Origin of the sequence: Massilia sp. PWRC2 (genome assembly GCF_049896725.1) — a bacterium.
Lineage (GTDB): Bacteria > Pseudomonadota > Gammaproteobacteria > Burkholderiales > Burkholderiaceae_D > JAFCUW01.
This window is the reverse complement of sequence record NZ_JAFCUW010000003.1, coordinates 312,276-336,336: the sequence shown is the minus strand read 5'-3', so window position 1 is coordinate 336,336 and position 24,061 is coordinate 312,276. Positions and strand designations below refer to the sequence as shown.

General features: G+C 62.4%; 19 protein-coding genes. 6 read left to right on the top strand and 13 right to left on the bottom strand.

What is annotated here, in order from left to right; genetic code table 11:
* Nucleotides 1–47: 47 nt before the first annotated feature.
* The 6 genes from ACP7BZ_RS09205 to glnA form a co-directional block, all read right to left on the bottom strand.
* Nucleotides 48–3,122: a TonB-dependent receptor gene (locus tag ACP7BZ_RS09205; RefSeq protein WP_426112288.1), complete on the bottom strand. Its 3,075-nt coding sequence runs from the start codon at nt 3,120–3,122 to the stop codon at nt 48–50.
* A 284-nt stretch (nt 3,123–3,406) separates the two neighbouring features.
* Nucleotides 3,407–4,378: a magnesium/cobalt transporter CorA gene (corA, locus tag ACP7BZ_RS09200; protein ID WP_426112286.1), complete on the bottom strand. Its 972-nt coding sequence runs from the start codon at nt 4,376–4,378 to the stop codon at nt 3,407–3,409.
* 507 nt (nt 4,379–4,885) lie between these two features.
* Nucleotides 4,886–6,415: a nitrogen regulation protein NR(I) gene (gene ntrC, locus ACP7BZ_RS09195; protein ID WP_426112284.1), complete on the bottom strand. Its 1,530-nt coding sequence runs from the start codon at nt 6,413–6,415 to the stop codon at nt 4,886–4,888.
* A 68-nt stretch (nt 6,416–6,483) separates the two neighbouring features.
* Nucleotides 6,484–7,593, bottom strand: coding sequence for a nitrogen regulation protein NR(II) (gene glnL, locus ACP7BZ_RS09190; protein ID WP_426112282.1), 1,110 nt, complete (start codon nt 7,591–7,593; stop codon nt 6,484–6,486).
* A complete protein-coding gene (locus tag ACP7BZ_RS09185; RefSeq protein ID WP_426112280.1) occupies nt 7,590–8,081 on the bottom strand; it encodes a DUF4124 domain-containing protein in 492 nt (163 codons plus the stop codon). Before ACP7BZ_RS09185 ends, glnL begins: the two co-directional genes overlap by 4 nt.
* A 180-nt stretch (nt 8,082–8,261) precedes the next feature.
* Nucleotides 8,262–9,677, bottom strand: a complete 1,416-nt coding sequence (glnA, locus tag ACP7BZ_RS09180) for a type I glutamate--ammonia ligase (protein ID WP_426112278.1) — start codon at nt 9,675–9,677, stop codon at nt 8,262–8,264.
* 302 nt (nt 9,678–9,979) lie between these two features.
* Here glnA and ACP7BZ_RS09175 point away from each other — a divergent pair, with 302 nt between their 5' ends.
* Nucleotides 9,980–10,432, top strand: coding sequence for a rhodanese-like domain-containing protein (locus ACP7BZ_RS09175; RefSeq protein WP_426112276.1), 453 nt, complete (start codon nt 9,980–9,982; stop codon nt 10,430–10,432).
* Here ACP7BZ_RS09175 and ACP7BZ_RS09170 read toward each other — a convergent pair.
* The 6 genes from ACP7BZ_RS09170 to ACP7BZ_RS09145 all read right to left on the bottom strand — a co-directional run bounded on the left by ACP7BZ_RS09170 (nt 10,402) and on the right by ACP7BZ_RS09145 (nt 19,425).
* Nucleotides 10,402–11,799: a TAXI family TRAP transporter solute-binding subunit gene (locus tag ACP7BZ_RS09170; protein ID WP_426112274.1), complete on the bottom strand. Its 1,398-nt coding sequence runs from the start codon at nt 11,797–11,799 to the stop codon at nt 10,402–10,404. The two genes, ACP7BZ_RS09175 and ACP7BZ_RS09170, sit on opposite strands and share 31 nt — an antisense overlap.
* Nucleotides 11,800–11,890: 91 nt before the next feature.
* A complete protein-coding gene (locus ACP7BZ_RS09165; protein ID WP_426112425.1) occupies nt 11,891–15,325 on the bottom strand; it encodes a transglycosylase domain-containing protein in 3,435 nt (1,144 codons plus the stop codon).
* Nucleotides 15,326–15,840: 515 nt separating this feature from the next.
* Complete coding sequence (locus tag ACP7BZ_RS09160) at nt 15,841–16,674, bottom strand: EI24 domain-containing protein (RefSeq protein WP_426112272.1); 834 nt, start codon at nt 16,672–16,674, stop codon at nt 15,841–15,843.
* Nucleotides 16,674–17,669, bottom strand: coding sequence for a sterol desaturase family protein (locus ACP7BZ_RS09155; RefSeq protein WP_426112270.1), 996 nt, complete (start codon nt 17,667–17,669; stop codon nt 16,674–16,676). Before ACP7BZ_RS09155 ends, ACP7BZ_RS09160 begins: the two co-directional genes overlap by 1 nt.
* Complete coding sequence (locus tag ACP7BZ_RS09150) at nt 17,666–18,439, bottom strand: polysaccharide deacetylase family protein (protein WP_426112423.1); 774 nt, start codon at nt 18,437–18,439, stop codon at nt 17,666–17,668. Before ACP7BZ_RS09150 ends, ACP7BZ_RS09155 begins: the two co-directional genes overlap by 4 nt.
* Nucleotides 18,440–18,441: 2 nt before the next feature.
* Nucleotides 18,442–19,425: a cytochrome D1 domain-containing protein gene (locus ACP7BZ_RS09145; protein ID WP_426112268.1), complete on the bottom strand. Its 984-nt coding sequence runs from the start codon at nt 19,423–19,425 to the stop codon at nt 18,442–18,444.
* 218 nt (nt 19,426–19,643) lie between these two features.
* Here ACP7BZ_RS09145 and ACP7BZ_RS09140 point away from each other — a divergent pair, with 218 nt between their 5' ends.
* A complete protein-coding gene (locus tag ACP7BZ_RS09140) occupies nt 19,644–20,000 on the top strand; it encodes an FKBP-type peptidyl-prolyl cis-trans isomerase (protein WP_426112266.1) in 357 nt (118 codons plus the stop codon).
* Nucleotides 20,001–20,030: 30 nt separating this feature from the next.
* On the top strand, nt 20,031–20,288 hold the full coding sequence (locus ACP7BZ_RS09135) for an acyl-CoA-binding protein (RefSeq protein ID WP_426112264.1): 258 nt from the start codon (nt 20,031–20,033) through the stop codon (nt 20,286–20,288).
* A 77-nt stretch (nt 20,289–20,365) separates the two neighbouring features.
* Here ACP7BZ_RS09135 and ACP7BZ_RS09130 read toward each other — a convergent pair whose 3' ends face one another.
* On the bottom strand, nt 20,366–20,644 hold the full coding sequence (locus ACP7BZ_RS09130; protein WP_426112262.1) for a polyhydroxyalkanoic acid system family protein: 279 nt from the start codon (nt 20,642–20,644) through the stop codon (nt 20,366–20,368).
* A 130-nt stretch (nt 20,645–20,774) separates the two neighbouring features.
* Between ACP7BZ_RS09130 and ACP7BZ_RS09125 the strand changes: the two genes are divergently transcribed.
* The 3 genes from ACP7BZ_RS09125 to ACP7BZ_RS09115 all read left to right on the top strand — a co-directional run bounded on the left by ACP7BZ_RS09125 (nt 20,775) and on the right by ACP7BZ_RS09115 (nt 24,003).
* On the top strand, nt 20,775–22,256 hold the full coding sequence (locus ACP7BZ_RS09125) for a hypothetical protein (RefSeq protein ID WP_426112260.1): 1,482 nt from the start codon (nt 20,775–20,777) through the stop codon (nt 22,254–22,256).
* Between the two features lie 294 nt (nt 22,257–22,550).
* A complete protein-coding gene (gene fdxA / locus ACP7BZ_RS09120) occupies nt 22,551–22,874 on the top strand; it encodes a ferredoxin FdxA (RefSeq protein WP_426112258.1) in 324 nt (107 codons plus the stop codon).
* A gap of 37 nt (nt 22,875–22,911) precedes the next feature.
* A complete protein-coding gene (locus tag ACP7BZ_RS09115) occupies nt 22,912–24,003 on the top strand; it encodes an NAD(P)/FAD-dependent oxidoreductase (RefSeq protein WP_426112256.1) in 1,092 nt (363 codons plus the stop codon).
* The last annotated feature ends 58 nt before the right edge of the window (nt 24,004–24,061 follow it).

Here is a 24,061-nt window from a genome sequence, read left to right as displayed (position 1 = left end):
ATCGCACCTGGCTTTTTTCATTGCGCTATGCAATCACGATCACACCATCAGAAGCGGTGGTTGTACTCCACCGTGAACTTGGCGCTGCGGCCCTGGGTGTAGCCGACGAACGGACCGGGCGTGCCGTAGGTGGGCGAAATGCTGCCCGTATCGGTGTTGTAGGTCTGGTCGATCTGCTGCACTGTCTGCTTGTTGAAGACGTTGAACACATCGATCTTGATCGCCAGCCCCTTGAGGAAGTTGGGCTTGTAGACCAGGTCCATGTCAAGCCGCACATCCCACGGCAGGCGGCCGGCACTGCCCTGCGGCGACGGCACATTGGCGCCGCTGGGGCCGTTGCAATAGTGGTAGGCCGAACCATAGTCGGGGAAGCCCGCCGTTTGCAGTGCAGTCGGATAGTTACCGAGGCAGGTTTCAGGTTGGCCCGAGGCAGCCAGGAAATTACCGCCGACACTCCACTGAGGCACGAATTCCCAGAAGCCGAACGCTTTGATCTGGTGCTCGCGGTCGTTCGGCAACAAGCCGCTGGCGTACTCCATGATCTCGCGGTGATCCCAGGTCTGGGTGGCAGCGACGTCGGTTTGTGCCACGGCGGACAGGGTCTGGCCCTCGGTATTGCCCTTGCTGCGCGACCAGGTGTAGTTGACTTTGCCGTACCAGCCATCGCGCAGCGGGTGTTCGGCAAACAGGTCGATGGCCTTGTAGACGCGGGTGGCCTTGTCAAAGCCCATGTCGGCGGCGCTCAGGGTGACCTTGGTAAAGTCCTTGCCGGTGCCGGCATAGTCGACCAGGAAATCATTGGTCTCGCCCGGGTTGATCGAGGCGCAGGTAAAGCCGCCCCAGTTCGAACGGTCGATGCCGTGCGCATCGGCGTAGGCATTGAAGGGGCGGCCATCGCAGTAGTCATCGATGGTCGAGCGCAGGTTGCGGTAAGTGACCTTGGCACCAACGTTCAGGCTGGGCGAGAGCGCCTGCTCGAAGCCCAGCGTCACCTCATCCTGGAAGCTGGGCTTGATGTTTTGCGCCGATACCGTCTGGAACAGCTTGGCCTGGCCGAACTCATTGTCGGACGACGTCACGCCGGTCAGGTTTTGCAGCCCCAGCGGCTGGCCATCGGCACCCACCCCCGTGTAAGTGAAATATTCGCGCGTTAACGTCGAGCGGCTGGCGCCACGAATGGCCACGTGGGTGGGAATCTGGATCGAATAACGGCCGGCGCTGCCGTACACCTTGAGAGTGGAATCGCCATTGACGTCCCAGGCGGCGGCCACGCGCGGGTTGATCTGCTTGTCGATTTTCAGGAAAGCAACGCCATCACCATTGCGGTTCTTGTACTGTTCGTCACGGATGCCGAGTGTCACCAGCAGATTTTTGCTGACTTGCCAGCGGTCTTCCAGGTATTGCGCCGACTGGTCGGAATAGGCGGCAGTGATGTCCGAGAAGATGCTGCGATAAACGTAATAGCCTTGCGGGCCGAGGCCGCCACCGTTGGCGATGATGACGCCCTGGGTACCATTGAGAGTGGTCGCTTCGGTCGGCGTGTCGCTGTGGCCATACACCCAGGTATAGCCGCCGGCCGTGGCTTCGCCGGCGCCGGCCGAGGACAGCTTGTTGTTGTCCAGACCGGCGCGCAGGGTGTGCGCACCGAGCTTGTATTCGATGTCGAAGCGCTGCGACTTGACTTCATCATACGAATACGGCTCGCCAAGGCGCTGACCGACGAAGGGCTGCGGATTGTTGTAAGTAAAGCCGGGCGCCTGCGCGCTGGGGGCGGCGCTGATGCCGGGCACGGTGGCCGGGTAATTGAGCAAGCTCTGGATGTGTTCGGTCTTGTTCTTGCCGACCAGCGCAGTGACGGTCAAGTCATCGGTCAGATTACCGGTGTACTTGAGGATATTGGTCTTGGCGCCCGTGGTGGGGGTGATGTTGGCGATGCTCTCGTAATGGCCGCCCGACTGCACCACGCCCGAGTGGGCACCGGTGGCGTAATCGTAGTCCGAATAAGAGCGGTCGGTTTCCGGCTTGTCGCCCAGGGTGGTGAATTCGAGGCGGTGACTGTCGCTGATGTTCCAGTCGAGTTTGCCCATGTAGCGGGTGGTGGTGTCCTTGCGATCCAGCCAGCCGACGCTGTCATTGTCGATTGCATCGGAGGTACCGGAAACGCCATTGCGCTTGTGCTTGATCTGCTCGACGGCGGCGAACATGAACAGCTTGTCTTCGACGAGCGGCCCGCCCACATAGGCGCCGCCGCGGGTCTCCGATTCGCGCGTGAGGCCGTTGCGCGCAAACAGCGTGCCATCGGTGCTGGCATTGGCGGGGTCGCCGGTGCGGGCAAAATACACATCCTTGGCCTTGGCACGCAAGCTGCTGGGCTCAATGCTGAGCTGGGCTCCCGCTTCCCAGTTATTGGTGCCGCTCTTGGTGGTGATGTTGACGACGCCACCCACCGAGCGCCCAAATTCGGCGCCGAAGCCACCCGTTAACACCTGCGCCTGGGCGATGGCACCGAACGGCAGCTCGGATGCCCCCAGCTGGGTCAGCGGATTGGTGACGGGAAAGCCGTTGACGTAATACGCGTTCTCCGACGCGCCGCCACCGCCGAACGAGGCGCCGGCGGCGTAGCGCGGATCGGCGCGGGTGGTATTCGGGGCCAGCTGGATAATCGACGAGACGCTTTGCTCGATGGGCAGCGCGGCCAGTTCGCGGGCGCTGAAGGTGGCGCCATTGTTGGCGCTGGAGACGTCGATGCGGCTGCGGCGGGCATTCACCTGGACCTGCTGGATGGCGCCACCGGCGAACGAGGCATCGACCCCCTGGCCGATGATGACGTCGACTTCATTGCTTTGCACGGCTTTGCCATCGCGCAGCAAATCGACCCGGTAGTGGCCGGCCGGCAAGGCCGTGGCTTGGTAGCGGCCGCTGGCGTCAACGCTGACAGTGCGCTTGAGTCCGGTTTCGGTATTGCTAAGAAGGACGCTGGCGCCGACGGGGGAATCGACCCTGCCGACGATGTTGCCAGATGCATTCGACTGGGCGAAAGCGGTGGGGGAAACAAATGCCGTCAGGGCAGCGGCACTAAAAGCGAGCTGGAGGGCACGAACCAGCACGGTGGTTTTCAACATGGAATTTCCTCGGTTACACCCGGCAGGAGCTAGGCCGGGCGGGTTGCTCAGACTTCGCGCCGACAGCGGTGCATCAGCACGATCACCATTCCCGGCGGCTCTTCATGACCGGGAATAAGTGATAAAACCATGGTTGAAAATTGCTCGTCAACAGCGCAATGCGCGATTAACTTAAAAACATGCTTGTGTAGATATATCTGTCGTTTTTTTGATAAACCATATATAAATTTGTATTTACGGCGTCAATACCAAATAAATGAAATGCACAATTTCACTGTAACCGGCTACAGCCAGCCCGATTTCTTGAAGCGGTGATGCATGTACAGGCACACCCCCACCATCATCGCCACCGCCATCGGATAGCCCCAGCGCCATTCGAGTTCCGGCATAAATTTAAAATTCATGCCCCAGACGCCGGCAAAGGCGGTGAACACGGCGAAGATGGCGGCCCACGCCGCCAGCCGTTTGTTCACTTCGCTCTCGTCGATGGCGACCATTGACAGGTTGACCTGGATGGCGGTGCTGATGGTGTCGCGGATGGTGTCAAGGGTGGTGGCGATGCGCACCAGGTGGTCGTGGATATCGCGGAAATAATCCTGGGTGTTGATGCACAGGGCCGGCACCCGTCCGCCGTAGAGCCGGCTGGTCGCTTCCATCAGTGGCATGACGGCGTGCCGCAAGGTCAGCACGCGTGCCTTGAGCTGGTACAGACGCTGGATATTGGCGCGCTGGGCGCCCTGGGTAAAGATATTATTTTCAATCACTTCGAGCTCGGCTTCGAGCTTGTCGGCGACGGGAAAATAGCGGTCGACGACGGCGTCCATCAGCGCGTACAGCACGAAGGCCGAGCCTTGCGCCAGCAGGTGCGGTTCGCGCTCGGCGCGCGCGCGCACGCCGAGGAAACCGTGGGTGGTATTGCGGCGCGACGACAACACGTAGTTATGACCGACAAACACATCGAGTTCACCCACATGCAGTGCGGCTTCGCCTTCGACCAGTTCGACGGTCTGGATGACGGCAAACAGCGAGTCGCCGTATTCCTCGATCTTCGGCCGCTGGTCGCCGCGGGTGGCGTCTTCGACCGCCAGCTCGTGCAAACTGAACTCTTCCTTGGCCTCGGCCAGCTCGCGCCCATCGGGGTCGCGCAGGGCGACCCAGACGAAAGTCTCGGGCTTGGCAAGATAGTCGCTGATATCGGCGACGGGAATATCGGAGAGTTTTTTGCCTTCCTGGTAGGCGACGCAATTGATCAGCATGGAAGTTCCGCAGAAACAACGGCACATGCCGCCGCCCGAAGAATACCCGAAACAAAGCACCTGCACAGCAAATTGGGGCAGCAACTGCAGGTGCCAGACGCAGCCCGGCCAGCCCCCCCCCCAGCACTGCCAAAGCCACCGGCAGAGCCCATCACCACCGGCGGGCGACGGTAAGCGTGCTGTTCCCTCTCAAGATCATCTGGCTCCGCCAGTGATCTTGAGCTGACCCGCCCTGCGCCTGTAAGCCGGTTCTAACCTTCGCCCCTCACTTTGGGACAGGCACCGCAGGTGCCAGACGCAGCCCGGCCAGCCCCCCCCGGGGCTGCCAAAGCCACCGGCAGAGCCCATCACCACCGGCGGGCGACGGTAAGCGTGCTGTTCCCTCTCAAGATCATCTGGCTCCGCCAGTGATCTTGAGCTGACCCGCCCTGCGACTGTAAGCCGGTTCTAACCTTCGCCCCTCACTTCAGGCCACACAAAAGTAGGGGTGTACTTTTGTGTGATTTTTCACTCCTCCCGCGCCCCATCAATCCCCAGCTCGGCAATCTTGCGGGTGATGGTATTGCGGCCAATCCCCAGCCGCACGGCAGCGTCGTTCTTTCTGCCATGGGTGTGCTTGAGAGCGGTCTTGATCAGGGCCGATTCGAATTGCTTGCCCAGCACATCCATTACCTCGGACTGGCCGGCGCTGAGCATGGAGGCCGCCTGCAGCTCAAGCAGGCCGATCCAGCCGCCCGCGGCGCCCAGCTGGGCCAGCGTGGTCATCGAGCCGGGCATGGTCACGGGAATCGGCAGCGGCCGCACATCGCCGCCGGCGCTCGCTGACGGCACCGCCAGCACCACCGGCGCCGGTGTTGCCGAAGCCCACTCGGACGGCGTCTCCTGGCCCTGGGTCAATTCGAGCGGCAAGTCTTTGACTTCCACTGTTTGCCCGGGCGCCATCACGGTGATCCAGTTGCACAGGTTTTCCAGCTGGCGCACATTGCCAGGCAAATCGCGGCTGGCCAAAAACTGCATTGCCACCTCGCTCATGCGCTTGACTTCAACGCCCAGCTGGCGCGCGCTTTGCACCAAAAAGTGGCGCACCAGGATGGGGATATCTTCACGCCGCTCCCGCAAACTGGGCAGGCGCAAACGAATCACATTCAGGCGGTGAAACAAGTCTTCGCGAAACAGGCCGTCGCGCACCCGCTGTTCCAGGTTCTGGTGGGTGGCGGTGATCACCCGCACCGAGGCTTTCATGGGTTGGTGGCCGCCGACCCGATAGAAATGGCCGTCGGATAACACCCGCAACAGCCGCGTCTGCAAATCGAAGGGCATGTCGCCAATCTCGTCGAGGAACAGGGTGCCGCCCTCGGCCTGTTCGAAGCGGCCGCGGCGGGTCGCCTGGGCGCCGGTAAACGCGCCGCGCTCGTGACCGAACAGTTCGGACTCGAGCAAGTCCTTCGGGATCGCCGCCGTGTTGAGGGCGATGAAGGGCTGGCCAGCACGCGGGCTGTGCTTGTGCAGCGCGCGCGCAACGAGCTCCTTGCCGGTGCCCGACTCCCCCGTGATGAGCACGGTGACGTTCGACTGCGACAGCCGGCCGATGGCGCGAAACACCTCCTGCATGGCAGGCGCCTGGCCGAGGATCTCGGGAGTGTCGGCCGGTGCCGATTCGACGCTGGTTTCGCGCAGGCTTTCTTCGAGGGCGCGGCGGATCAACTCGACCGCCTTGTCGATATCGAAGGGCTTGGCCAGGTATTCGAAGGCACCGCCCTGGAAGGCGGCGACGGCCGAATCGAGGTCGGAAAAGGCGGTGATGATGATGACCGGCAGGCCGGGGAAGCGGGTCTTGACTTCCTGCAGCAGGGTCAGGCCCGACTCGCCCGGCATGCGGATGTCCGACACCAGCACTTGCGGGGTATCGGTTTCCAGCGCGACCATGGCGTCGCGGGCGTTGGCGAAACTGCGTGTGGCAAGGTTTTCGCGCGCCAGGGCTTTTTCAAGCACCCAGCGGATGGAGGCGTCGTCGTCGACTATCCAGATTGGTTTCATGGTGAGGCGCTTTCCCGCATTTGGATCTTCAATGATGTGGGATCCGGTTTCCAGCGGCTGCGCCATGCTTATGGCAGGGGCAGCAGAATACGGAAATCCGTCAATCCAGGCCGGCTCTCGCATTCGATCACACCCAGGTGCTGTTGCACGAAAGTTTGCGCCAATGTCAGCCCCAGCCCGCTTCCGCCTTCCCTGCCCGACACCAGCGGATAGAAAATGCGGTCACGGATCTGCGGCGAGATGCCCGGTCCATTGTCAATGATATGCAAGTCTAGTGCCAGCCCGTAGCGGACCTTGGCCAGGGTCACCTGGCGCGCCACCCGGGTGCGCATGACCAGCTCGGCGTCGCCCGCTTCGATGCGGCTTGACAAGGCCTGGGCGGCGTTGCGGGTGATGTTGAGGACGGTTTGAATCAGCTGTTCCTTGTCGCCCCTGAACTCGGGAATTGACGCGTCGTAGTCGCGGCGGATCGCCAGCCCGTTAGGAAACTCGGCCATCATCAGGCTGCGCACGCGCTCGCACACTTCGTGGATATTGACATCGCCGACGATGTGCGGGCGGCGGTGCGGCGCCAGCAGGCGGTCGACCAGGGTTTGCAGGCGGTCCGCTTCCTTGATGATGACCTGGGTATATTCGCGCAGGGCCGACAGGTGCGCTTCGGGCAGTTCCAGTTCGAGCAGCTGGGCGGCGCCACGGATGCCACCGAGCGGGTTCTTGATCTCGTGGGCCAGGTTGCGGATCAGTTCCTTGTTGACCTGGCTCTGGTCGAGGATGCGCTCCTCGCGGTCAAGCTTGAGCTGCTGGACGTTCTCGCGCAGCTCGACGATCACTTCATCGTCGCCGACGGCGCTGACGATCGAATGGACCAGCAGCGGTTCACGGCCGAGGCGCTCGAGCGTCAAGTCCTGGCGCAGGTCGGTGTACTGGTGCGCCAGCGCCTGGCGGCACAGTTTGATTAATTCGTCGGCATTGATAAACAGCTGGCTCAGGTGGCTGCGCACCAGCACCCGCGCCGAATTGTCGAGCAGGTGTTCGGCGGCCGGGTTGGCGTAGCGGATATTGTCATCGAAGCCGACCAGCAGCACGCCAGAGGCCAGCAATTCGAGTCCGGACAGGCGGGCGGCGGCGGCGGCACTGGCAGCCAGGGCGGCCGGCGAGGCCGGAGCGGGTGGGGTCATTTAATGTTGCCGATTTCTCGCTTGAGGGCGTCGATGTTCTTTTCCGCGCGGCTGATGCTGTCTTTTAACAGTGCCACGCGTTCCTGGTATTTGGCATAATTGCGCTCATTGCCCTGGCGTTCAGGCTCGCCGCCATTAAATTCGCGGCGGATATCGGCCAGCTTCTTTTCTTCGCTGCGCAATTCTTCGTTGAGGATGTCGCGGCGCTCGTCGTCGCGGTTCTTTTGCTGGACGTTGGACACCTTGGGGAAATCCGCCGGCACCGGCGCCGGCGCCGAGGCCGTACGGCCATTGCCACCGCCCCCGCGCGCCTTCGGCGCTGCATATGAACTGGGCAAATCGAGCGCCTTGCAATTGCGGCGCACCGAATCGGTGAACTCGACGCGGCCGTCGGCGTCCACGCATTTGTAAATGGTGGTATCGGCGCGGACGACGCCGGCCAGCAGCAGCGCCGCGCAGGCAAACAGGAAGTGCAGACGGCTTGTCATATACATCATCTGAATAAAAGCACGCGGCGCATGCAAAAAGGAATCAGCCCGAATATACCTGAACTGCAAAAAAGCGCGGCAAAAGCTGTCGCTTCGGCCGCGCTTTTTACACCTTGCTGGCTGTTTCGATGTCGCCCAGATCAGCTCTGTTGACAGCGAAACAAGCAAACGTGGTTTTTCTTACAGCGAATAGTACATGTCAAATTCGGCTGGGTGGGTCGTCATGCGCATGCGCTGGACGTCCTGCATTTTCAGCTCGATGTAGGCATCGATCATGGAGTCGCTGAAGACGCCGCCACGGGTGAGGAACTCACGGTCCTTGTCGAGGTTTTCCAGCGCTTCTTCGAGCGACGAGCAGACCGTTGGGATCAGCGCGTCTTCTTCCGGCGGCAGATGGTACAGGTCTTTGGTAGCCGCTTCGCCCGGGTGGATCTTGTTGGCGATACCGTCCAGACCGGCCATCAGCAGCGCAGCGAAGCACAGGTAGACGTTGGCCAGTGGATCGGGGAAACGCGTTTCGATACGGCGGCCTTTTGGATTGGCGACGTGGGGAATGCGGATCGATGCCGAACGGTTACGGGCCGAGTACGCCAGCTTGACGGGCGCTTCAAAGCCAGGCACCAGGCGCTTGTACGAGTTGGTACCTGGGTTGGTGATGGCGTTCAAGGCCTTGGCGTGCTTGATGATGCCGCCGATGTAGAACAGCGCCGTTTCCGACAGGCCGGCATAGCCGTCGCCAGCGAACAGGTTTTTGCCGTCTTTCCAGATCGACTGGTGCACGTGCATGCCCGAACCGTTGTCGCCAACGATGGGTTTTGGCATGAAAGTGGCGGTCTTGCCGTAGCTGTGGGCCACGTTCCACACCACGTACTTGAGGTTCTGGGTCCAGTCAGCGCGCTCGACCAGGGTCGAGAAGCGGGTGCCGATTTCGTTCTGGCCAGCGCCAGCGACTTCGTGGTGGTGCACTTCGACCGGGATGCCGAGCGACTCCAGAATCAGGCACATTTCCGAGCGCATGTCCTGGAACGAATCGACTGGTGGCACGGGGAAGTAACCGCCCTTGACGGTCGGACGGTGGCCGCTGTTGCCGCCTTCGGTTTTGGCATCGGTCGACCACGACGCTTCGTCGGAATCGATCTTGACGAAGCAACCCGACATGTCGACTTTCCAGCGCACCGAGTCGAAGATGAAAAATTCTGGCTCAGGGCCGAAGTAAGCGGTGTCGCCGTGGCCCGAGGATTTCAGATAGGCTTCGGCGCGCTTGGCGATCGAACGTGGATCGCGGTCGTAACCTTTGCCGTCGGACGGCTCGATGACGTCGCACTGCATGAACATGGTGGTTTCTTCCATGAACGGGTCGATATTCGCGGTGTTCGGATCTGGCATCAGGATCATGTCCGATGCTTCGATCCCTTTCCAGCCAGCGATCGAGGAGCCGTCGAAGGCGTGGCCCGATTCAAATTTGTCGATGTCGAAGTGCGAAACCGGCACAGTGACGTGCTGCTCTTTACCGCGGGTATCGGCAAAACGGAAGTCAACAAACTTGACTTCGTGTTCTTCGGCCATCTTCAACACTTCTGCGGCGGTCTTTGCCATTCAAAATCTCCTAAATGAAATAAGGGGTGCACCGACCTTGCGGCGGCGCAAACGCAACAACAATGTTAGCAGAATCTATGCCAGCGGCGCCATCAAAAGGGAGGGCTTATTTTCACCCTCTGGGCCGTGCAAGCGGCAGCGTCTGCGCCGGCGGCGAACAATCTGCACCAGAATAGACGCACCCTAATAGTGCATGCTGGCCAGGCACCCCAACTTGGTGCGCACTGCCTGCCAAACGAAGGCGCCGTATAATCCCTTCGTACAGGTGGCATCTGCGCTACCGATTCATCCGAGGGCCGACCATGACCGAGCAACTTCTCGCCACCGCGCGCGCGCGCGCCGCTGATCAACCGTATGCGGGTGCCGTTACCCCGGCTGAGGCGTGGCAGTTGCTGCGCCAGCAGAGTGGCGCGCGACTGATCGATGTGCGCACCAACGCCGAGCGCCATTTTGTCGGCCAGGTGGCGCTGCCACCCGGCCAGCACATGGCGATCGAATGGAGCAGCTGGCCCAGCGGGGTGGTCAATCCACAATTTATCGAACAACTGGCGCAGATCGCTGCCAGGGATGATGTGCTGCTGTTCCTGTGCCGCTCGGGGGTGCGCTCGCGCCATGCCGCCAAACTGGCAAGCGAGCACGGCTACACGAATGCCTTCGACATTCTCGAAGGCTTCGAGGGTGACAAGGACAGCGCCGGCCACCGCAAGACGACCGGCGGCTGGTGCTATGCGCGCTTGCCCTGGATCGGTGGCTGACGGCTGGGCTCAGGCTCAGGCTGCGCTGCCGCCAGCGTCGCCTTGACGCGCTGGCGCACAAAATTGATGTGGCTGCGCAAGCCATACAGATTGTCGGCAAACGCCAGCGGGATCGACATGTGGTTGACGCGCTCTTCGATATCATCGAGGCGTTTGAGCAAATCGGCGCAGACCTGCTCGTGCTGCCCCTCCCCGGCCGCCTCCAGGGTCTGCTCGACGGCGCGCAACTGGCCGTACCAGCGGTACAGGCGCGACTTGATGCGCCACACGTACAGGGGCGGCACCACTTTCGAAAATGGCAAAATCAGCGCAGCGAGCGCCACCACCACCACCCATAAACGGTCGAACAGATTGGCCACCCAGAACGGCATGTAGCGCTGCAGCAGCGGGGCGCCGTCCTTGTAGAATTTGGCGGCCTCGCGCGCCACCGGGATTTCCGTGTACTGGCTCGACGGGAACTGGCCCTGGCGCTGGAACCAGCCGGCGCCGCCATGGATCTCGGCAGCGGCCTGCACAAACAGTTCGATCAGCGCCGGATGCAAGTCGCTGCGCGCGACCAGCGTGGCAGTGGGGGCGATCAGGTGAAAATCCTGCGGTGGCAAATCGCGGCCCAGATCAACGATCCCGCGCGGCAGCACGACGTGCGATAAAAACGGCAGGCGCCGCGCGTACGCCTCGGCCTGGTCGAAATTGGCCAGCCGGATGCCGGGCGTTTGCAGCAGCATCTGCACCAGCAAGGCGTCCGGTCCGGAAGAAAACACCAAGCCGTCGATGCGCCCGGCCAGCAGCTCGACCGTGGCCGGGGTATTTTCCAGCGCACCGATCTGCAGATCGGCCGGCTCGACGCCGTTTAAGGCCAGCACCTGGCGAAACAGCTTGGGCACGCCGGTGCCTTCCGGCCCCAGATTGATGCGCAAGCCTTTCAGCTCGCTCATCTGGGTGGCCTTGACGCCCTCGCGCAGAAACAGCCAGACCGGTTCGGTGAACAGGCTGCCCAATGACACCAGGCCCTTGCGCTGTGCTTCTGCTTCATCGGTCGAGCCGCTCTGGACGAAGGCGACGTCGACTTTGCCCTCCTGCAGCTGCTGCAGATTGTCTTGCGAGCCCAGCGACGCCACCTGGGTCACCTTGATGCGGTCTTTGGCCAGTTCAGTGGCGTATTTTTTGCCGAATTCCTGGTAAGCGCCGTTTTCCTGGCCCGTGGCCAGGCGCACCTGGCGCGGCGGCGCCGGGTCGACGATCAGGTAGGCCAGCACGCATACCCCGACCACCAGCAAGATGGTGGGGCCGGCGGTGGCGACCAGGTCGCGCAGGGAGAATTGGGTAAACGTGCGTATGTGGGACATCAGGCGGCGGGGTGGCTTCATGGGGGCCTACCATGCCAATAACGGCAGAAATATGCAAGCAATTGCAGCGCGCAGCGCAGCGCAGGCGCGCACTCCCGCTACGGGCGTCGCCTCAGAACAACTCTTGGGGACGCGGTGCCGGCTTGGCCGCTTTTTTGTCGGCGGCCGGCTTGTCGGCCCCCTCCTTGGCGTCCGCCTTCTTCGCTGCGGCAGGCTTGAGGTCGGCCTTCCTGGCCTCGGCTTTTTTGGCCTCGGCCTTTTTGCTGTCAACTTTGTCGTCAACTTTGGTGGCATCGCCTGCCTTCGCCTCGACCTTTTTGGCCTCAACTTTTTTGGCCTCAACTTTTTTGGCCTCGGCCGGCTTGGCTGGTGCCCCTTCCACGACTGTGGGCGCCAGCGCCGCTGCGGCGGCTTTCGCTTTGGCTGCCTCGGCTGCCTCGGCTGCCTGAGCAGCGGCCTGCTGCTGCCTGGCCGCCGCCGCCGGATCGATCATCGGCATCAGGGTCGGCGCCAGCGTTACCAGCAATTGCACTGGCAGGGCGCTGGTGAAATCGTAGTGGGCGGCGTCGGGGCCGTGCACGTACGCCGTCATGCTGCCAAAGAAACGCTCGCCGATATTAAACACGAAGGTCGCCGAGCGGTTGACGAAGCGTGATTCGATCAGGCGGCCACCGGCGCCATAGACGTCGAAGCGCTGGTCACCCGTGCCAGTCTTGCCGCCCACCAGGATGATGTTGCCATCGGCCCCGACGAAGGCCGACTTGACCCGCTTGGCGGTACCGATCGCCACCACCTCGCGGATGGCGTCGGCTGCGGTGCGGGCGACCTCGGGCGAAATGACTTGCTCGAACTTGTCCGACTTGGCGTGCTGCACCAGGGTATCGTAAGGGGTGCCGGCAGCAAAATGCAGAGATTCAATTTTCTGCACGGGCTTCCGCACACCACCGTTGACGATGATGCCCATCATTTCAGCGAGCGCCGCCGGGCGGTCGGCCGATGCGCCCAGCGTTGTCGCATACGACGGCACCAGCGAATCGAAGGGATAGCCCATCTTTTTCCACTGTGCGTGAATTTTAAGGAAGGCTTCCACTTCCAGCAGGCCGCCGATGCGGCTGTCCTGGGCGTGCTTGCGGTGGGTGTTGAACAGCCACGAATACACCTCCTGGCGCTCCTTGACGCTGGCGTCGGCCACTTCTTTCCAGCCTGCTTTCGGGTGCACGCGCAGATAGCCGACCACCCACAATTCGAGCGGATGGAGCGACGACACATAGCCGCGGTCGGCCAGTGACATGTTCGCCGCCGCATACTGTTCATACAGTTTCGGCAGGCGCTCGGGCGGCAGCTCGTTGGCCGAAGGCAGATTGGCGTTCATGAAGGCACTAAATTGCGCCAGGCTCTGCTCGGGCATGACGGTGCGGTTGACGGCAGCCAGCCGTGAAGCGGTGGGGCGGAAACTGGCCAGTAACACTTTTTCCGCCTCGGCCACCGTTTTGCCCTTGTACTTGTTGTAGAAGCGGCCAAGGAATTCACGCCCTTCGCGGTCGGCAAAGCGGGCCAGATAATCGGCGCGGCGGGGATCGTCGGCATCGGCCAGCAGCGCTGCCGAGGAGCCCGGCAGCTGGAACATGTAGTAACGGACGACGTCGCGCATCAAACGCACGAACACCAGGTTGGTCGAGTTTTGCAGGGCCTGGTGAACGGTCAGCACGCGTGAATCGTCGAGCTTGCTGAAGTTGCCGAAGTGGTGCATGCCGCCACCCGTAAAAAAGCCTTCGCCAGGGTTGGCCGAATAAGTGCGGTCCATGGCAGCATCGAGCATGGGACGCAGGCTGCGGTCAGCGCCGCTTTTGAGCGTCAGAAAATAATCCTGTGCCCACAAGCTCATGCGGTCTTTCGGGTCCGGCACCACTTTTTTCAGCTCGGCCACCGACATCGGTTCAAAGCGCCGGTGCAACTGGTCGACGATATCGAGGTAGGACACCAGGGTGCGCAACTTGGCGGTGGAGCCGAGGTCGAGCTTGGCGCCGTCGTTGATATCGAGCGGCTGGTCGTAATTGTCGGTCTGCACACGCAGATAGTTGGCGGTCGGCCCTTTTTCGATCAGGGTAAAGCTGTAGACCACGTTGGCCGGATCGCCGTTGCCCAGCATGCCCTTGCCGGTCAGGCCGGCAGCGGCCGCAGTGGCGGTATCACGCAGGCTGCGCAGGCGTTCGGTGACCGCCTTTTGCGCTTGGCCATTGAGGGTACTGGCAACCGACAGGTCGAGGCGGTCGAGGTTGTACAGGCGGGCGTCACCGAGCAGGCCGGCCAGGTGGGTGCGCACGGCATTGGCCGCCTTGCGGGTGGTAAAGCTGTTGGCGGCTGGCGGGGCAATGCCGGTGCCTGCGGCCGGATGCAATTTTTGCACGATGGCCAGATCGCGCAATTGCGTGCTGATGACGCCGTTGGCCGCCAGCACCCGCAGGTGGGTATTGGTCAGCGCTTCGAGGTCGCTGGCGCCGGCACCGAGGTAGTGGGCAGGCCGGCGCTGGGCGATAAACAGGCTCAGCGCTTCCTTGTAGACCAGCGCGGCGCCAGCGCTGTCGATGGGGCCTTTGAGGGCGCCGTTGACGGTGGCAAAATCGCGGCCGTACCAGACCCACATGCCATCGCCGATGCCATTGACTTCGCCGTAACCCTGCTTGGCCGACAGCGGTACCGTGTTGATGTAGTCGACCACGATCTGGCGCCGCGCCAGCGTGGTGTCTTCGCCGCCCTGGTAAGCGCGCAGGGTGGCGGAAAACATTTGGCGCAATTTGTCTTTGAGCGAACTGGTGCGGCCATCCGGTGAGTGGCGGTATTTTTCGATCTGGGTTGCCAGCGTGCTGCCGCCAGAGACGCGCTTGTCGCCGCCAATGACGGTGTGGACGGATTTGTCGAACACGGCCTTGCTGAAGCGGTCCCACTCGACCGCAGGATTGCGCTTTGGATAGCTCGTATCGAGCAGCTCGCGGTTTTCGATGAACAGCAGGCTGGCCACCAGCGCGGTGGGGGTGACGGCAAAACTGTCGTAGACGCGCTCGGGGAAGCGGGCGCTGAAAATCGGCTGGCCGGTTGCATCGGTAATGTCGAGGCCGACGCGGGTTTTTTCGCGGTAGGTGGCGAACACGCCCTGGTCGGCCAGCGCGACCATTTTTGGCGACATGCGCGCCTGCGCCGTGACGACGTAATCGTGACTGTTCAGCTTGGTCAAATAATCGGGCAGGTTGGCGTAACCGAGCCGCTCGTCATACGGGCTGTCGGATGGAAAGCGAATGGCCGGGCTGGGCCCGGGCGCGACTTTCCAGGAAATTTTGTGTGCCAGTTCGCCGAACAGCCTGGCCTGCATCGCCGAAGTACGCGATTCGTCGACCAGCCACCAGCCGGCCAGCGACAGCAACATCAGCAGCAATAACAGCAGGGTCGGCTTGAGGCGGCTGCGCCGCGGGCGCGCGGGCTCGGCGCTGCCGCCCGGCGGCAGCGGCGGCGCCGGCTCGGACGGTACTGCGGCGCCGCTGTCGGCAGCCATGTCGACGACCGGGTCAGCCACGGTGTCGGCCAACTGCGGCGGCGCGGGCGCCACCATGGCGGCAACGGGCGCGGCTTCAGCGTGCGCAACTGCAGTGTCGAAACCGGGTTCGAGGCGTTCGGCCGATCTGGCGGCCGCGCTGCCGATCAGGCCCTCGCCGTTGCGCTTGCGCGCGCGACGGGCGCTGGCGGGCTGCGGTGTGTGTGTCTGACTTTCCATGATGGCTCAACCAATGTAATGCTAATGTTCCGCGACCCGATACAGGCGACCCCTCGCCATCGTTGCATGGGTCGGTCTGCACCATCTGAGCCGCTTCAAGCGAACCGGAAAATTCCAGATTCGGACGGGCGTTCGCGCGTTTACCATTCCACCACATCAACGCCGCGCGTACGCCAGCGTGGACGAAAAATAACGCACACCATATTTTTTTCGCAGAAAAACAACGTCTGTGCAACGCTGAGCCTACCTAGCGTTATTGAACGAGCATGAGGGCAGGAGCGCTGCGCGCGCAGCGTTCAGCTGGTGGCAGGCATGGTCGCCGCGGTCTCGGCGCGCAGCGCATACAGCGCGGCCAGCAGGTAGTATTGAAACCACAGGCCGGTGAAGATAAAAATGACCACATACAGCCACAGCGACAGGGTCGCCAGCAGCGGAAATAGCAGCACGGAAATGAGCGCGCCACCGATCCACACCAGCCCCGGCAAGGCGCCCGCCACCCCCGACAGGGCCCCGATTGCCAGCAGCGAGCGGCGGTGACGGTGCAGCAATTGACGGCGCTCGTCGGCGCTGGCGAAGCCGGCCAGCGCATCGTAGGACATCACGCGCGCCGTCAACCACCCCCACAGCATCACCTGGGCCACCAGCGCCACCGGCGGCAATAAATAAAGGGGCACACTGCATAGCCACAGCACCACAAAGATGAGCAGCGCCACGGCGCCCGTCGCCAGGCTGCCCAGCAGGCTGCCACCGGCCTTCGCCTCCAGCGGTCCCAGCCGGCTCGCCATGCGCGCGGCCACGTGGCGGCCCAGCGCCGGCATGGCGGCCACGCCCATGAACAGCAGCGCGGTCAGGATCATCAGCGGCAGCAGCAGCAACATCGATAGCAGCGGCACCGCCACTGCCTTGAGCATGCCCAGGCCAAAGGTCGACAGCAGGCCGGCGCTGGTGGCATAACCGCCACGCTCGGCAAACACCGTTTGCACGGCATCGAGCAGCGGCTGAAATCCAAGGTACAGCAACAGCGCCCACACCGTCACCGACAACAGGAAGGGCGTCACCGACAGCAGCAACATGCGGCCCGTAAATTGGGAAGCAAACGCGCGGCGGTAGGCCTCCAGCACGGCGCGCATCAGTGGCTGCCCCGGCGGGCGAATTGCACCATCCGTTTGAGGCCAAACCACTGTTGCTGCCAGAAGCCGCGGCCATAATCGCGCCCGGCGATGGTGGCGCCGCTGGCGTCGAGCCGCGCCAGCTGATCGCGCACGCCCGTCTCGGCATAGGCGGGTTGAAAATTCGCCGTGCCGAACAGCACATCCCAAACGGGAAACAGCACGCTGAAATTGCAGCCACCAAGGGTGCCCTTGCCGCCCGACTCGTGACCGAGACCGATGGCGTGATGGGTGCGGTGAAAGCGGGGCGAGACCAGCAGGCGCTCGCCGAGGGCGCCAAAGTGGAGTCGCACATTGGCATGCTGCAAACTCTGGAGCACCCGTGACACCGACACCAGCACGATGAACTGGGCAGGCGGCACGCCGATCGCCAGCGCCACCATCGCCATCACAATGTCGCGCAGCAAGTCGTCGAGCAGGTGGTTGCGGTTGTCGCTCCACAGGTTCATGTCGCGCTGGCTGTGATGGAGACTATGTAACCCCCACCACCAGTTGAACTGGTGCTGGGCGCGGTGAAACCAGTAATCGCAAAAGTCGAGCACCACCAGATACAGCAGGAAAGCGCCCATGGCCGGCATGGCCGGCAGCAGCGCTTCGAGATTGAATGGATGGACACCCTCGAGGCGCAGCAGGCCGGCGATGTGGTCCATCAGCGGATCGAGGGTAAAGAACACGGCGATCGGGAACAGCCCCAGGCGGTGCACCAGCGTGTAAATAAAATCGTTCAGGCGTGCACGCTGGTCGTGGAAGGCGTGCACCGGCAGCAGCGCTTCGAGCGGGCGCAGCACGAGGAACAGCGCGGCCAGTTCGACCATGCCGGTCAACAACCACTCGGTGCCTTCGAACGCTTCCTCGGTGTATTCACCGAGGCCGCTGACGAACATGAACGGTTCGACCGCATGCTCGAACAGCCAGCCCTGGGCGGCGCTGAACAGATCGACGAAAAACTGCATCATGGTACTTTCGGAAAAGCGGGGTGCTCGCGTAGTGTAGCGAAACACATGTGTTTCTGCTTGAGACCGACGATCAGCGGTTCCAGGTCGGCCGGCGCCCATGGGTCCTTGCGCGACCAGATGCCCATGTGGGCAAGGAAAATATCGCCATCGCGCAGCGTCGCCAGCGATTGCTGGAGCAGCGCGGCATTCGAGCTGGTCTCGCTGGCAGTCTCGTCGCCGGAAAAACCGGCCGGCGCCCAGCCAAAGTGGGTATAGCCGCAGGCCTTGCCAGCGGCGATGGTGCGTCTGGACGTTTTACCGCCGGGCGCGCGCCAGATGGGGTCGAGGCCGCGCCCGGTCAGCTGGCGAAAGCGCCGGTCGACCCGGCCAATCTCGCTGCAATACTGGGCCGCCGTCCAGCGCTGGGCCTGACCGGCATGCTCGCCAAACTGCGCCTTGACCTTGATGGTGCCGTCCTCGCCATCGCCCTTGTAATAGACGTGATCGAAGGTATGGCTGCCAAACGCGTGGCCCTCGGCCACCCGCGCCTTCCAGAAGGCTGCCCACGATGGATCGAGCGACCAGTCACCGCGCGTGGTCTTTTCGTTGGCCAGAAAAAAGGTCGCCTTGACCTGCTGTCGTTGTAGCGTGGCGGCGATGAGCTCCGCCTGCGACTGGCTGCCCGTATCGAAGGTCAGATAGATGGTGCCGCGGCAGGTGTCTGCCGCGGCTGCGGTGGCAACGCCGCCAACGAGCAGCAGCACTGCAGCGGCAAGGCCGGCGGGGCGCATGTTCACTGGCGGGCGGCCGCGTCCGCGAAGAACACGCCGTGGGGCGAGCGGCCGACGGGAATGAGCTTGATGACCTTGCGCGAAGCGACGTCGATGACTGCCACTTTTTTAATCCAGCGCAGCGTCACCCACAGCGTCTTGCCATCCTTGGTCAATTCCATGCAGTCGGGACCGCCTGGCACATTGATGGTGCCGACGTTTTCCAGCGTCACCTGGTCGATGATGTTAATCGTGTTCGACACCCGGTTGGAAACGAAGGTGTGACGCTTGTCGCCCAGCGAGCGGAAATTGTGGGCGCCATCGCCGGCCTTGATGCGCTTGACGGTTTTTTGCGTGCGCCAGTCGATCACTTCGACATAATCGGCGCCCATGATGCCGACCAATAAATACTTGTCATCGGGAGTCATGGCAATCCCGGCCGGCAGCTTGCCAACCGGCACGGTCCACTTGACCGTCTGCGTGTTCAAGTCGATCGCGCTGACCTGGTCGCTGCCCTGGCGGGTGACGAACACGGTGTCGCTGGCTTTATTAAATGCCATATGACTGGGCAGTTTGCCAAGCGGAATACGTTTGCTCAGCGTCAGGTTGGCGCCATCGTATTGGTAAATGTCGAGGCGGTCGAGCCGCAGCGACGCGCTGACGAACCACTTCTGGTCGGGCGAAAAGCCGATCTGGTAGGGATCGAGCACATCCTTCAGGGTGCGCTGCACCTTGCCGCTGAGGGGGTCGAGGAAAATCAGTTCATTGCCCACCGAACTGGCAACGATCACCGACTTGTTGTCGGGCGTGGCCATCAAGTGGTGCGGCTCCTTGCCAACCGGAATAGTCGCCACTTCGGCGTACGTTTGCTGGTCGAGCAGTTTGATGGTGGCGTCGCGCGAATTGAGCACGACGACGACATTGGCCTGGGCAGCGGGGGCGAACCCGGTGACCAGCGAGGCCACAGACAGTAAAGACAACAACAGCCGGTTGAAACAGCGCAGCATGGAGGGGATTCGCTCGTGGAGGGCCAAAAAGCATATTCTACGTGGAAATGCCGCGCTCATCGGCGCGAAGATGACAATCGGCGCCATGTTGCAACAGGCAAAACGTCACAGAAGCACCGGCCATGTCCGAGTGCCAACGAGCTATCAGCACGTGGTTGGCGCTTTATTTCGTCATGCACTACAATCCCCCATCACTTTGACCATGAAAGAACGACACCATGTCCACCATTACCACCGAATCGGGCCTGCAATACGAAGACGTCACCACCGGCGACGGCGCCGAAGCGAAGGCGGGCCAGCATGTCACCGTCCATTACACCGGCTGGCTGCGCAACGACGACGGCAGCAAGGGCAACAAATTCGACTCCAGCAAGGACCGCAACGACCCCTTCCGTTTCTCGCTGGGCGGCGGCCAGGTCATCCGCGGTTGGGATGAAGGCGTGCAGGGCATGAAAATCGGCGGCCTGCGCCGTCTGACCATCCCTGCCAGCCTCGGCTATGGCGCACGCGGTGCCGGCGGTGCCATCCCTCCCAACGCCACCCTGATTTTCGACGTCGAACTGCTGGGCGTCTAAGTGTTCACCCCTCAAATTTCAGGAGACTCCATGAGCTTGCAAGAACAATTTGCCCAAGCCCAGGCTGATTCGAAAAATCTGCCCGAGCGCCCCGACAACCTGACCTTGTTGAAGATCTACGGCCTGTACAAGCAAGCCTCGAGCGGCGACGCCGTCGGCGAGCGGCCTGGTTTCACCGACATGGTCGGCCGCGCCAAGTTCGATGCCTGGGATGGTTTCAAGGGCACATCGAAGGAAGACGCGATGCAGCAGTACATCGACCTGATCGAGGAATTGAAGGACGCCTGAGCGTTGCTCATGCCTTTCGATTAGTCAAACAAATGGCGCCCGCGGGCGCCATTTGTTTGACCCGGCAGCTTCCCGTTTCAGCTGGCAAACAGCTGTTTCATGCTGCTGGCCAGCTTCGCCTCGATGACCGGCGCGAACGCCCCCATCATGAAGCCGAGACGGACGTCGACCACGGCCTGGCCGGCGGCCAGCTGCAGTTCACCGGCCACGCCGCTGCGCTCGAAGCGCAGGATATCGCCATCCCAGGCACAGGTCAGCTGGTAATCGCGCGCCAGCTTGTCGGTCACTTGCTGGGCTGCCGCGCGGGCCTGCGTGGCGCTCAGGGCGTGGGCCTGAACGATGTGAATGTCTGCCATGTCTATGTTCCTGCGTGAAATAAATTGGCCGTTATTCTAATCGAAGCGCCGTCCCCCTGACGCGAATCAAGCGCAGGGTGGGAAATTGACTTCATCATTCCATCCGGAAAGATTTTGCCAAGGAGCAGCCATGGACACGCGTGACGCCAACAGCGACGGCAGTCAAGACCAGAGCGCCGCCACGGCGGCGCTACCGGCCGCTGTGCCAGTGCCGACGGCGCCCTGGCGGGCCCACCGCAAGGCCGCCAGCCTGCTCGAGCAACCCGGCCGGCCCGCCAGCGCCGGTCCTGGCGGCCAGCGCGCGCCCGACCTGGCGCCCCCGGTGCCTTTGCAATTTGCCTTCGGCGCGCGCGTGCTGATGTGGAAGCAAGATCCATCCGTCACTGAAATCGGGATCCGCAAGGCGTTTTTGCCGGGCGTGGTGCTCGACGGCCCGCGCGACGCCCGCATCATCTCGGCCGATCCCAGCATCGCCGCCGTCAGTCCGAACGCCTTCGGCGACTTCGTCACCAGCCTCAACACGCCGCAATTCGATGCCGTCCACACCTTCGCCGTGGTGCGCCAGACCCTCACCATGTACCAGCGCGCGCTGTCAGCGGCCGGCCAGGCGATGCCCCTGCCGTGGCAATGGAATAGCAGCACCGATACCGCGCCCCTGCAAGTGCTGGCCCACGGCTTGCCGAACGTCATGAACGCCTACTATAGCCGCGAACAGAGCTGCCTCAAATTCGGCCATTTCGCCGACAGCAATGGTGGCGAGCGCGTCTACACCTGCCGTTCGCTCGACATTGTCTCCCACGAAACGGGGCACGCCGTGCTCGACGGCTTGAAACCCGACTGGCTGGCGGCCGACAACCCGCCGCAAACGGGCGGCCTGCACGAATCGTTCGGCGACCTGACCGCCATTTTTTTGTCGCTGTCCCAGCTCGACCAGTGCGAAGCGGTGATCGCCCAGACCAAGGCGCGACTGCACGACAAAACCTTTTTGGCCGATATCGCCGAACAGTTCGGCCTGGCGTTGGGCGCCTCGACGGGGCTGCGCAATGCCGACAACGACCTCACCATGAGCGAGGCGGGCAGCGAGGTGCACGCACTGTCCCAGGTATTTACGGGCGCCATCTACGACATCCTGGCCGACCTGTTTGCCATCGAGCGCGATCCGCAGTTGCGCGATGATGCGCTGGTGCTGCACGACGTCGGCGCCTACCTGCGCGCCCTGCTGCTGCGCGCCCTGGTGGCCGCGCCCGAGCAGGCGCCGGCGTATGTCGACGTTGTCAATGCCATGCTGCGGCTGTCGCTCGAAGACGGCAAGCCGGTGGCTTACCGCAACAGCATCCGCAACCGTTTCGCCGTGCGCGAAGTGGTGTTCTCACCGGTGCCGCTGGCGCACGACCACGCGGACGCCGTGGTGCTCGCCGCGCACGTGCAGGATGCTGCCAACGCCCAGCAGGACCGGCGCGCCTGCTGCGGCACCATGAACCTGGCCGAGTATTACAATATCGACTGTGTGCTGGCCGGAGAGACGCAGGCGCTGGCGGCATGGTGCGCGGCGCACGGACGCGGCGCGGCGACGCCGGCCAGCGATGCGATGATGGATGGGGCGGCCTTTTAAGCGTGGCAATCTCGGGACAGGCCTGGGGGGCGACTGGCGCGCAGGCGCCGGCCCCAGTTTTGCCCAACGCCACCATGGGACAGGCACCTGCGGCGCCAGCCCCCCTGAGATTGGCGCCGCCTCTTCACGCATATGCTTATGTGGATTGAGTATGGCGCTTCAATTGTGGGAAAAACCGAATTGCCTTAAAATACAGTGCTTTGCCATCGTTGGCGACCTCATCCTCCAGGCCGCCTCGGCGCAACACCCGGCACTGCACCAACGCACTACACCAATTCTATTGATAGGACTGTTATGACCCACGTTGTCACCGAATCATGCATCGCCTGCCGCTACACGGACTGCGTCGATGTATGCCCGGTAGATTGTTTCCGGGAAGGGCCGAATTTCCTCACCATCGATCCTGACGAGTGCATCGATTGCGCCGTTTGTGTCGCCGAGTGCCCCGTGAACGCCATCTACGCCGAGGAAGACGTGCCGGCCGACCAAGTCAAGTTCATCAAGATCAACGTCGACCTGGCGCGCAACTGGCCTTCGATCACCAAGACCAAGCCGGCCCTGCCAGACGCGGAGAAGTGGAAAGACGTCAAGGACAAGCTCGACCAGCTGGTCCGCTAAGACTTACTTTCTTTTCAAAATTACAGGAAATACAAGCATGACTATCACTTCCGAGGCGGCCATCGTCGCTCCCAGCAGTTCGTTCGACGGTGCCATCGATAGCGACGCCGTGATCATTGGCGCCGGTCCCGTCGGCCTGTTTCAGGTATTCGAACTGGGCCTGCTCGAGATCAAGGCCCACGTCATCGATTCGCTGGCAGCCGTTGGCGGCCAGTGCGTCGAGCTGTATCCCGACAAGCCGATTTACGATATTCCTGCCGTCCCCGTCTGCACCGGCCAGGAACTGACCGACAACCTGTTAAAGCAGATCGAACCGTTCGAGCCAACCTTCCACCTGAACCAGGAAGTGGTGCTGGTGCAGCGCCGCGACGATGGCCGTTTCAACGTTGAAACATCGACCGGCACCCGCTTCATCACCAAGACGATTTTTATTGCTGCCGGCGTCGGCTCGTTCCAGGCGCGCACCATCAAGGTCGATGGCATCGACGCTTTCGAAGGCACGCAGTTGCACTACCGCGTCAAGGAACCGGCCCTGTTCGAAGGCAAGAACCTGGTCATCTGCGGCGGTGGCGACTCGGCCCTCGACTGGGCCCTGAACTTCGTCGGCAAGGCCGAATCGGTCGTGCTGTTGCACCGCCGCGACGATTTCCGCGCCGCCCCCGCATCAGTGGCGAAGATGAAGGCGCTGTGCGACGCCTATGAAATGCAGCTGATCACGGGCCAAGTCACCGGTTTCGACAGCAAGGATGACAAGCTGACCGAAATCAAGGTCACCGGTCCCGACGGCGTCACCCGCCGCGTGCCGCTCGACATGCTGCTGGTGTTCTTCGGCCTGTCGCCCAAGCTGGGGCCGATCGCTGACTGGGGCCTCGACATCGAGCGCCGCCAGCTCAAGGTGGTGAACACGGAAAAATTTGAAACGAATGTCCGCGGCATCTTCGCCGTCGGCGACATCAACACCTACCCGGGCAAGAAAAAACTGATTTTGTCAGGCTTCCACGAAGCGGCCCTGGCCGCCTTCGGCGCCGCGCCCTATATCTTCCCGGACAAGAAAATTCACATGCAGTACACCACCACGTCACCGAAATTACACAAAATTTTGGGCGTCGAAACCCCTGTATTCGACTGACAACGTTCCGTTTCCGTATGGATACAAATGCCCTGCTTGCAGGGCATTTTCTTTGGAA

What these genes read in the sequence shown, in the direction of transcription:
- ACP7BZ_RS09175 (WP_426112276.1), top strand. Translation starts at nt 9,980, where the DNA reads ATGACCGAGCAACTTCTCGCCACCGCGCGCGCGCGCGCCGCTGATCAA.
- ACP7BZ_RS09150 (WP_426112423.1), bottom strand. Translation starts at nt 18,439, where the DNA reads ATGCGCCCCGCCGGCCTTGCCGCTGCAGTGCTGCTGCTCGTTGGCGGC.
- ACP7BZ_RS09205 (WP_426112288.1), bottom strand. Translation starts at nt 3,122, where the DNA reads ATGTTGAAAACCACCGTGCTGGTTCGTGCCCTCCAGCTCGCTTTTAGT.
- ACP7BZ_RS09160 (WP_426112272.1), bottom strand. Translation starts at nt 16,674, where the DNA reads ATGCGCGCCGTGCTGGAGGCCTACCGCCGCGCGTTTGCTTCCCAATTT.
- ACP7BZ_RS09185 (WP_426112280.1), bottom strand. Translation starts at nt 8,081, where the DNA reads ATGACAAGCCGTCTGCACTTCCTGTTTGCCTGCGCGGCGCTGCTGCTG.
- glnA (WP_426112278.1), bottom strand. Translation starts at nt 9,677, where the DNA reads ATGGCAAAGACCGCCGCAGAAGTGTTGAAGATGGCCGAAGAACACGAA.
- ACP7BZ_RS09115 (WP_426112256.1), top strand. Translation starts at nt 22,912, where the DNA reads ATGACTATCACTTCCGAGGCGGCCATCGTCGCTCCCAGCAGTTCGTTC.
- fdxA (WP_426112258.1), top strand. Translation starts at nt 22,551, where the DNA reads ATGACCCACGTTGTCACCGAATCATGCATCGCCTGCCGCTACACGGAC.
- ACP7BZ_RS09125 (WP_426112260.1), top strand. Translation starts at nt 20,775, where the DNA reads ATGGACACGCGTGACGCCAACAGCGACGGCAGTCAAGACCAGAGCGCC.
- ACP7BZ_RS09170 (WP_426112274.1), bottom strand. Translation starts at nt 11,799, where the DNA reads ATGAAGCCACCCCGCCGCCTGATGTCCCACATACGCACGTTTACCCAA.
- glnL (WP_426112282.1), bottom strand. Translation starts at nt 7,593, where the DNA reads ATGACCCCACCCGCTCCGGCCTCGCCGGCCGCCCTGGCTGCCAGTGCC.
- ACP7BZ_RS09165 (WP_426112425.1), bottom strand. Translation starts at nt 15,325, where the DNA reads ATGGCTGCCGACAGCGGCGCCGCAGTACCGTCCGAGCCGGCGCCGCCG.
- ntrC (WP_426112284.1), bottom strand. Translation starts at nt 6,415, where the DNA reads ATGAAACCAATCTGGATAGTCGACGACGACGCCTCCATCCGCTGGGTG.
- ACP7BZ_RS09130 (WP_426112262.1), bottom strand. Translation starts at nt 20,644, where the DNA reads ATGGCAGACATTCACATCGTTCAGGCCCACGCCCTGAGCGCCACGCAG.
- ACP7BZ_RS09135 (WP_426112264.1), top strand. Translation starts at nt 20,031, where the DNA reads ATGAGCTTGCAAGAACAATTTGCCCAAGCCCAGGCTGATTCGAAAAAT.
- ACP7BZ_RS09145 (WP_426112268.1), bottom strand. Translation starts at nt 19,425, where the DNA reads ATGCTGCGCTGTTTCAACCGGCTGTTGTTGTCTTTACTGTCTGTGGCC.
- corA (WP_426112286.1), bottom strand. Translation starts at nt 4,378, where the DNA reads ATGCTGATCAATTGCGTCGCCTACCAGGAAGGCAAAAAACTCTCCGAT.
- ACP7BZ_RS09140 (WP_426112266.1), top strand. Translation starts at nt 19,644, where the DNA reads ATGTCCACCATTACCACCGAATCGGGCCTGCAATACGAAGACGTCACC.
- ACP7BZ_RS09155 (WP_426112270.1), bottom strand. Translation starts at nt 17,669, where the DNA reads ATGATGCAGTTTTTCGTCGATCTGTTCAGCGCCGCCCAGGGCTGGCTG.